Source organism: Paenibacillus sp. sgz302114 (genome assembly GCF_056120345.1).
The window spans coordinates 156,197-164,199 of sequence record NZ_JBVYOI010000010.1 but is presented as its reverse complement, the minus strand read 5'-3'; the positions used below and the strand labels follow the sequence as shown (position 1 = coordinate 164,199).

The 8,003-nt window shown below is 52.9% G+C and carries 7 protein-coding genes; 1 reads left to right on the top strand and 6 read right to left on the bottom strand.

Annotated features, from left to right (window positions below; genetic code table 11):
* Window positions 1–219 precede the first annotated feature (219 nt).
* The 4 genes from AC0LWF_RS21905 to AC0LWF_RS21890 form a co-directional block, all read right to left on the bottom strand.
* On the bottom strand, window positions 220–1,665 hold the full coding sequence (locus AC0LWF_RS21905) for a nicotinate phosphoribosyltransferase (protein ID WP_474653661.1): 1,446 nt from the start codon (window positions 1,663–1,665) through the stop codon (window positions 220–222).
* 5 nt (window positions 1,666–1,670) lie between these two features.
* Window positions 1,671–2,489 carry an NAD(+) synthase gene (gene nadE / locus AC0LWF_RS21900; protein ID WP_474653666.1) on the bottom strand — a complete coding sequence of 273 codons (819 nt, stop codon included), beginning with the start codon at window positions 2,487–2,489 and terminating at the stop codon, window positions 1,671–1,673.
* A 34-nt stretch (window positions 2,490–2,523) separates the two neighbouring features.
* Entirely contained in the window at window positions 2,524–3,078 is a 555-nt protein-coding gene (locus AC0LWF_RS21895) for a cysteine hydrolase family protein (protein WP_474653660.1), read from the bottom strand.
* 66 nt (window positions 3,079–3,144) lie between these two features.
* The gene (locus AC0LWF_RS21890) at window positions 3,145–3,918 is read right to left on the bottom strand and encodes an NUDIX hydrolase (RefSeq protein ID WP_474653659.1); all 774 of its coding nucleotides are present in this window, start codon (window positions 3,916–3,918) and stop codon (window positions 3,145–3,147) included.
* A 147-nt stretch (window positions 3,919–4,065) separates the two neighbouring features.
* On the opposite strand from AC0LWF_RS21890, the gene uraA reads away from it, so the two are divergent.
* Entirely contained in the window at window positions 4,066–5,340 is a 1,275-nt protein-coding gene (gene uraA / locus AC0LWF_RS21885) for a uracil permease (protein WP_474653658.1), read from the top strand.
* A gap of 49 nt (window positions 5,341–5,389) precedes the next feature.
* On the opposite strand, the gene AC0LWF_RS21880 is transcribed toward uraA, so the two are convergent.
* Window positions 5,390–7,441 (bottom strand): hypothetical protein, encoded by a 2,052-nt coding sequence (locus tag AC0LWF_RS21880; RefSeq protein ID WP_474653657.1) that lies wholly within the window; start codon window positions 7,439–7,441, stop codon window positions 5,390–5,392.
* Window positions 7,442–7,556: 115 nt separating this feature from the next.
* Entirely contained in the window at window positions 7,557–8,003 is a 447-nt protein-coding gene (locus AC0LWF_RS21875) for an SRPBCC family protein (protein WP_474653656.1), read from the bottom strand.

The window sequence follows — 8,003 nt, the reverse complement described above, 5'->3', positions numbered from 1 at the left end:
TCAAGGAACAAACTTGCTTATTTCTCGTCCCAGCCTCTCGGCCGGAATTAGAATATATCATACATCGAAACTTAATTGCAAGCTTTATTTTTCAACTTGTTTTCGTTTCGACCACCGCGTCATCGTGTATGTCTCAGCGGCAGAAATAGAATATAACACGACTTGATTCGACTTGGCAAGCCTTTTCTCAAAAAAGTTTGGAGGCGCCTTAGGCACCTCCTATTGCTCCCTATGCTGCTTAATCAAGTCTAACTTCAACTGCCATGCTGCAACGCTAATATTCACGCGATACATCTCTGGATTCAGCTTGCGGAGATACTGCGGCCAGAACTGGCTTAACTGTTGCTTGTGATAAGCTCGAACAGCATCTAGCTCCGGCACATCATAAACAAGCTCACCGCCCTGGAAGATACTCCGCAGCAGAGGAACAGCCTCATACTTATCAATAACGGTTGGCATATAGGGATGAAGAGGATCATAAAGCTGAATGGGCTCGCCGCGTCCCACCGCCAGTTCCTCGCGGAGTGTAATATAGTCGCCGTCAGCCATTCCACTCTCTCGGTTGATGATGCGGTACACTTCCTTGATGCCGGGGGTGCTTACTTTCTCGGGATTGCCTGAAATCTTAATAACCGGTATGAATGCTCCATCTTGCTCCCGAGCGACAAGCTTATAAACTCCGCCGAGCGAAGGCTGATCGCCTGCCGTGATGAGCTGCGTCCCGACACCCCATACATCTATCCGCGCTCCTTGCGCTTTTAAGTTGAATATAATATTTTCGTCCAAGTCATTCGATGCGACAATCTTCACATACGGCAAACCCGCTTCATCCAGCATCGCCCGTGCGCGCTGAGACAGATACGTCAAGTCGCCGCTGTCCAGCCGGATGGCATTCATCCGCTTGCCCTGCTGCTCCAGCATATGTCCGATGCGAATGGCATTCGGCACACCGCTTCGCAGAGTATCGTACGTATCGACGAGCAGCGTTACTTGATCGGGAAGCACCTCCGCATATTTGCGGAAGGCTTCCTCTTCAGTCTCGTGGCCTTGCACCCAAGCGTGCGCATGCGTGCCTTTGGTTGGTATATGAAACAGCATGCCAGCACGCATATTGGAAGTCGCGTGAAAGCCAGCTATATAAGCTGCCCGCGCGCCCCAGATCGCTGCATCCGCTTCCTGCGCCCGCCGTGTGCCGAATTCGAGCAGCACATCATCGCCTACAACCTGCTTAATTCGCGAAGCTTTTGTCGCGATCAGCGTTTGGAAGTTGACGAAATTAAGCAGCGCCGTCTCAATCAGTTGCGCCTCGAATACCCTCGCCTCAACGCGAATTAGCGGTTCATTCGGGAAGACAATCGTCCCTTCCGGGACGGCGTCCAAGTTACCCGTAAACTTGAACTCGCGGAGCAGCTGTAGAAACTCTTCCTTGTAATTCTCCTCTTGCTCCCTCAGGTAGGCGATCTCCTCTTCACCGAAATGGAGCCCTTCAATATAGGCAATCGCACGCGCAAGCCCTGCTGCTACCGCGAAGCCGTTGCCAAATGGCAGCTTGCGGAAGTATAGCTCGAACACTGCACGATCATTAAGCGAGTCTAGCATCCAATGCGCGTACATCATATTGATCTGATATTTATCCGTGTGAAGAGTCAGATTATCGTAGCCCATCCACCTTACCCCTTCCACCACTCGTCATAGACGGTAACCGGCCCGCGCCGTTTGTGTTCCGTCGCTCTATAGCGCGCTTCGATTCGATCGCTCAGTTCCTCAGGCAATGTCACGCCTTCCAAGTAGTCATCCAGATTCTCATAGCTCATGCCGAGCGCCTCTTCATCCGGCAAGCCTGGCTTCAGATCTTCCAGATCGGCAGTTGGCTTCTTCATATAAAGATGCTCCGGGCATCCCAGCGACTTCAGCACCGCCCTGCCCTGCCGTTTATTAAGTCCAAAGATCGGAGCCATATCGCAGGCGCCGTCGCCATGCTTCGTATAGAATCCTGTGATCGCCTCGGCCGCATGGTCGGTTCCGAGCACCAGCAGCCCATAGTGGGCAGCGATATCATACTGCGCTTTCATTCGCTCCCGCGCTTTCACGTTTCCTTTGTGGAAGTCTCCAAGCTTCTCGCCCGTAGCTACGGCAAACTGCTCAACCGCCGCGTCCACCGCTGGCTTCACATTTACAGTCACCGTACGAGTCGGGGCGATAAACGTAATGGCATCCTGCGCGTCCGATTCATCCTGCTGCACGCCATAAGGCAGCCGCACCGCTATGAAGCTCACTTGATCCGTATGTTCTGCATTCCACTCCTCTACCGCCAGCTGCGCGAGCTTGCCCGCAAGCGTGGAATCTTGCCCGCCGGAGATGCCTAGCACGAAGCCTCGAGCCTTCGTACGCTTCAAATATGCTTTCATAAACTCCACTCGATTGCGCGCTTCCTCGGCTGCATGAATTTGAGGCTTTACTTTGAGATCCGCTATGATTTGTTTCTGCATCGTCGTAGCCATCGTTACTTACATCTCCTTCATATCACGAAATAGGTTGATTGTTCTTCAGAAGCACTGCGCCAAGTGAGCCGGTAAAATGCTGCAGCGCCCATTCATGGCCCTGCGGATTAAACGAGGCAACGCTATCAGCATGAACAGCAATTTGAAAGCTGCGGTTATAGGCATCCACCGCCGTGTGCAGCACACATATATCCGTACATACGCCGACGAGGTGAAGCTCCGTTATTCCTCGCATCCGAAGCTGCAGCTCCAAATCTGTTCCGCAAAATGCGCTATATCTAGTTTTGTCCATCCAATAGATACTTTCATGCTCCGCTTCGTAAACATCGCTCAGCTTGCCGAACAGTTCCCGCCCCGGCGTGCCTTCGATATTGTGGGGAGGAAACAGCTTGTGCTCAGGATGCAACGCCTCATGCTCATAATGAAGGTCAACCGCCATCACGACAAAATCCCCTTGCCGGACAAACAGCTGCGTCAGCTCGGCAATGCGGTCTTCAATGGCAATTGCAGGCTCCCCGCAAGGCAGCTTCCCCGTTACAAAATCAACCGTGTAATCAATGACGATCAATGCTTTCATCGTGCCCACCATCCTCATTTTAATAATCATGTCACTATGACATTATTAAACTGGATAAAAGAATGCCTAGCTGTATATAGACAGCTGAGGCAGAAAATCCGTGAAACGGTACAGTTGGGCTGCGCGCTGCGAGTAGCGGTTCGATAGCTTCAGCTCACCGCGTGAATCTCGCACTTCTTCAATGATGCCCTTGCGGCTCTGCGTTGATGTGATTTTGCGGATAAAGTTGCGTTCCACGAACTCTGGCACGACAGCCTCGATTACTTGATACAGCTCGCCAATCGTAAACTCCTCAGGGAGAAACTCGCGGGCAATCGTCGTGGTCAGCATCTGATGCCGAATTCGGTTCAGCGCATCTTGCAAAATAAGCTCGTGGTCAAAAGCAAGATTCATGGCGAGCGCCTCACTCACCGGAAACAGCCGTACGTCAGCAGCATCATCGGCGGCTCTGCGGCCCGCAAGATAGCTCTCGTGCACGAGTGCCACGAACGCATGTGAAATAATCCAGCCCCGCGGATCACGCCCCGGCTCGCTGTAAACGTTCAAGTACTCGATATGAACGTCTTCAACGCCCGTCTCTTCTTGCAGCTCCCGCTTCGCGCTTTCCATAATCGTCTCGGTATCTTTGGAGAATCCGCCTGGCAGCGCCCATTGCCCTGCGAATGGCCATCCTTTGCGCTCAATCAGCAGCACTTCGAGCTGCCTCGTCGGAAGCGACTTCTTCACTCTATTGCGGACCTGAGATGTAATTGTAAAGATGACGATATCGGCAGGCGCGCCGTCCGGCGTCCGATATTTGCTTGGTGAATACGTAGCTGCGTCGTCTAGCGGTTCGTTCAAGTGGGATCACCTTACCTGCTCGTTTTTCTTATATTGTCATTATGACATTATTAAAAGTTTTGTCAAGCGCTTATATGCCTAGGGCAAGTATGTTACGATTACGTTTGGCAAAAATGCATATTATCTACATCAGGAGGCTCTATACCGTTGTCCAAAATCATCCAAGTCCATGAACGACCATCGCTGCTTGCCAGCGTCCCGCTCAGCCTGCAGCATCTCTTCGCGATGTTCGGCTCCACAGTGCTCGTACCTATTCTGTTCAAAGTCGATCCGTCGACCATTCTGCTTATGAACGGGATCGGAACGCTGCTCTATCTGCTCATTACGAACTTCAAAATACCCGCTTACCTGGGCTCAAGCTTCGCCTTTCTCTCCCCGGTATTCGTTGTGCTGAACTCCAAAGGCGGTTATTCTGCTGCGCTTGGCGGCTTTATTATTGTCGGGATTATTTTTACACTAATCGCTCTCCTTATTAAAGTGGCCGGAACAAGCTGGATCGACGTCGTCTTTCCCCCTGCTGCGATGGGCGCAATCGTTGCAGTTATCGGGCTTGAGCTCGTGCCGGTCGCTGCGCAGATGGCAGGCTTCATCGCCAGCTCCGATGCTCCTGCAGATTGGTCGCCTGATGCGACGACACTGACTGTATCCATCGTTACACTCAGTATTGGAGTTGTCGGTTCCGTCCTGTTCCGCGGCTTCCTTCGGGTAATTCCGATTCTGATCGCAATCATCGTCGGTTATGTGCTTGCTTGTATTCTCGGCGTCGTTGATGTGAAAGCAGCGCTCAGCGCAGCACCTTGGTTCAGCGCTCCTACGTTTTATAAGCCGACCTTCGACTGGACCAGCATCGCCATTATTGCGCCTGCCGCGCTTGTCGTTGTCGCTGAGCATATCGGGCATCTCATCGTTACCAGCAATATTGTCGAGAAGGATCTCACGAAGGATCCGGGTCTCAGCAAATCGCTGCTCGGCAATGGCATCTCGACCATTATTTCCGGCTTCGCAGGCTCTACGCCGAACACGACGTATGGCGAAAATATCGGCGTTATGGCGATCAGCCGAGTGTACTCGGTATGGGTCGTGGGTGGCGCGGCTTGCCTAGCGATCGTGCTTTCTTTTGTCGGGAAGCTGTCTGCACTCATTCAAACGATTCCACAGCCGGTTATGGGCGGCGTGTCTCTGCTCTTGTTCGGCGTTATCGCCGCTTCCGGTCTGCGGATGCTTGTTGAGACGAAGGTTAATTATTCGAAGCCGGCGAATTTGATGCTGACGACGATTGTGCTTGTGATCGGACTGAGCGGCGCTACGCTGAAAATGGGCAATTTCGAGCTGAAAGGGATGGCGCTGGCGACAGTTGCCGCTATCGTGCTTAGCTTGTTCCTGAAGCTGATCGAAGTGCTGCGCTTAACGGAAGAAGAATAATAAAAAGACTCAGACCCTTTTGCGATAAGGGTACTGAGTCTTTTTTGTGTTAAGTTAGCGAGGGCGTCAACTGACGCAGCTTGCGCTCGAATTCGACAAGCGAAGCGGCTGCAGCGCCGCAGCCCCAATCGAAGATCGTAAATTCGCCCAGCCCTTCAACCGCCGATCCGTCATGATGGTTGAAGTTCTCCATATGGAAACCGTAATCTCGCTCGTCTAACTGCGGATGAACGCGTTCGTACTTCGCCTTTACAACCGGATTGAGCGGGCAGTACATCATATAGAAGGAGGACTTCATCGCCCAGAGCGCTCTCGCCTTGTATCTGCTGTTGCCCGTTACGCGGTAATAATCGAGATAAGTAAGCGCAAAGAGGCTTTGCCGCGCATCATTCCACTCGTCATCCGAAGTCATGACCCCGAATCCGCCGATTGCCGGCACCTCGATGAACGGCGGCTGCCAGATCTGCTGGAAGAACGATGCTTCGGCGAGCACCTGCTCTCCAGCATCCAGCCAACGCGCCGTGCCCGTTGCTTCATACAAATCCTTGAACGCTTCCGCCGTCCAGTACATGCCGAAATTACACTGGTTGTAAAGCCCGCTTCGCGCATCCAGCACGCCGAACTGCTTGCCTTCCCATTGCCTCGAGCAGGACCAGTATGTCTCGAAGTCCTCCCAGCGTCCCTTCTGAACGACGTCGCGCAGCACCATCTCCGCCGCCTGCTCGGCAGCAGCAATGTAGCGAGCATCTGCTTCTATGCCGTGCAGCAGGGTCAGAAGCATGATGTGCATGGAAGTCTCGGGACTCTCCAGCAAGTAAGGGGAGATGTCCGAGGTGACCGGATTCACCCATGCCGGGAAGCCGCCGCTTTCAAGCTGAAGCTCAAGCAGGCGGTTCACATAATTACGCACATAAGGCAAAATCCGCTCATCCGCGTATACATCTTGGTACCACTTCAGCATCCAATAGCACGTCCAAGATGCATCGAGCAGATGCACGAAGCCATCATGTCCATCCGGACGACGAGGCGCGGACATGTACCAGCGGCCGGACTCCCAGCTGTTGTCTTCCCCTGCTTTGAAATAACTCGGGAAAAGTCCGTTCTCCTGCGGAGCACTCAGCGCGAAGTTAAGCGCTTTCTCCGATTTCGCTACCCAGTCCTCGCGGCTGTGAGTTCGCCCCCATTGCGCGTAGCCGTACGCAGTTCGCAGACCGCAGAACCACGCTTGATTCCAGAGGCTCTTCGGCTCTCGCCACTGGTCTTCCTCGCCAAGTCCTGGCTTCTGCCGGGCACGGACGATAAATACGACACCGCCGACCTCTTCGCCGCTGCTGAGCGTAAACTCTTGCCAAGTGACGTCCTTCCAACGGTCGAGTGCCCAGCTATAGGCGTATTCCGCGTAAGGTTTGAGCCCTTCGATGACATCAAGCTCCTGCTCGGCAGGCATCTTGGCTTCGACGGCAAAAGTATTCCATAAAAACTGCTCCACGCAGCGGTAGTCTTTGTCTCTAGCGTCTGCTTGTTTCGCCCACTCCGCGAGATAGAATCGGAATACGAGCGGTTCTTTTATCAAAATCGATGTTGGGGTCAGGTTGTGATATACATGCCCTGTTTCCTCATAGCTGCAAAGGCCATACATGAGCGAGTGATCCTGCAGCGTATAATCCATCACATGCGGGATGCGGCGGTCCTGCTCAATTGCCGTCAGATCTGGCACGAATGCGGCCATTCGCTCAGCGTTCTCGAAGATAATTGCGGGTGAACGGAACATGTTGTCCCCGATAACCATATTATCCTTAGGCGCAAGCTGCGGTTTCCACACGCAGGTCTGATCCGCTGCAATCGGCATCGTAAACTGGACGCCGCTTATCGCGAGCTCAGCTTGCTTAGGTGTGATTCGCACTTCAGCTTTATAGCAGCTTGTTGTCTGCGAAGCCGCATGAGGCTGAATGGAGAGCTCGATCCGCACCTCAGGTAGATCGGCTGTATAGCTTGCTGTCTCGGATGAATCATCAGTGCTTGTACGTACGAGCTTATGACTGTTCCATTGATGCTGCGTGAACCATTTAATCCCTAACCCTTGCTGAAGCCAGCTTGCCATGAAAATCTTCATCCTCTCGCCGGAAACACGGTAATTTGGAATGCTTGTGCTATGCAACATACTGCTTCTACTAGTATAGCATGGGAGATTCCGGTGAGTAATGGACGATTATGGACTAAAACACAAGCGAAGCGCGGAGCTTCACACCGTACTCGAGATAGCCTTTGAGGCAAGTGAGCATATAGGTCCAGCCTTCTTTGTTGCCAATCATGTCTTGGCGAAGCTGATCGCTGTCTGTACTCGCGTCGAAGCCTTCTTCGGTAACCTCGACTACGGTGGTGGACGATTGCTCCGGATGCAGCTTTATCGTAACGAGATTTCCTCCGTCTTCGCCGCCCCAGCGGTATACGATTCGCTCGTTCTCCACGAGCTCGGCAACGTAAATCGGCACCTCGGCATTGTATTCCTCGTAGCGCCAGATGAACGTCTTGCCTTGTTCTAATCGGCCTGACCCTGCGAACCAGAACTGAACGAGCTTGTCCGGGTCGGCGAACGCATCGAAGACGTCTGCAGCAGACTTGTTGATGCGTATCTTGGTTACGTTGGTTAAGTTATTCGTCAT

What these genes read in the sequence shown, in the direction of transcription:
- AC0LWF_RS21905 (WP_474653661.1), bottom strand. Translation starts at nt 1,665, where the DNA reads ATGGGCTACGATAATCTGACTCTTCACACGGATAAATATCAGATCAAT.
- nadE (WP_474653666.1), bottom strand. Translation starts at nt 2,489, where the DNA reads ATGCAGAAACAAATCATAGCGGATCTCAAAGTAAAGCCTCAAATTCAT.
- AC0LWF_RS21895 (WP_474653660.1), bottom strand. Translation starts at nt 3,078, where the DNA reads ATGAAAGCATTGATCGTCATTGATTACACGGTTGATTTTGTAACGGGG.
- AC0LWF_RS21880 (WP_474653657.1), bottom strand. Translation starts at nt 7,441, where the DNA reads ATGGCAAGCTGGCTTCAGCAAGGGTTAGGGATTAAATGGTTCACGCAG.
- AC0LWF_RS21875 (WP_474653656.1), bottom strand. Translation starts at nt 8,003, where the DNA reads ATGACGAATAACTTAACCAACGTAACCAAGATACGCATCAACAAGTCT.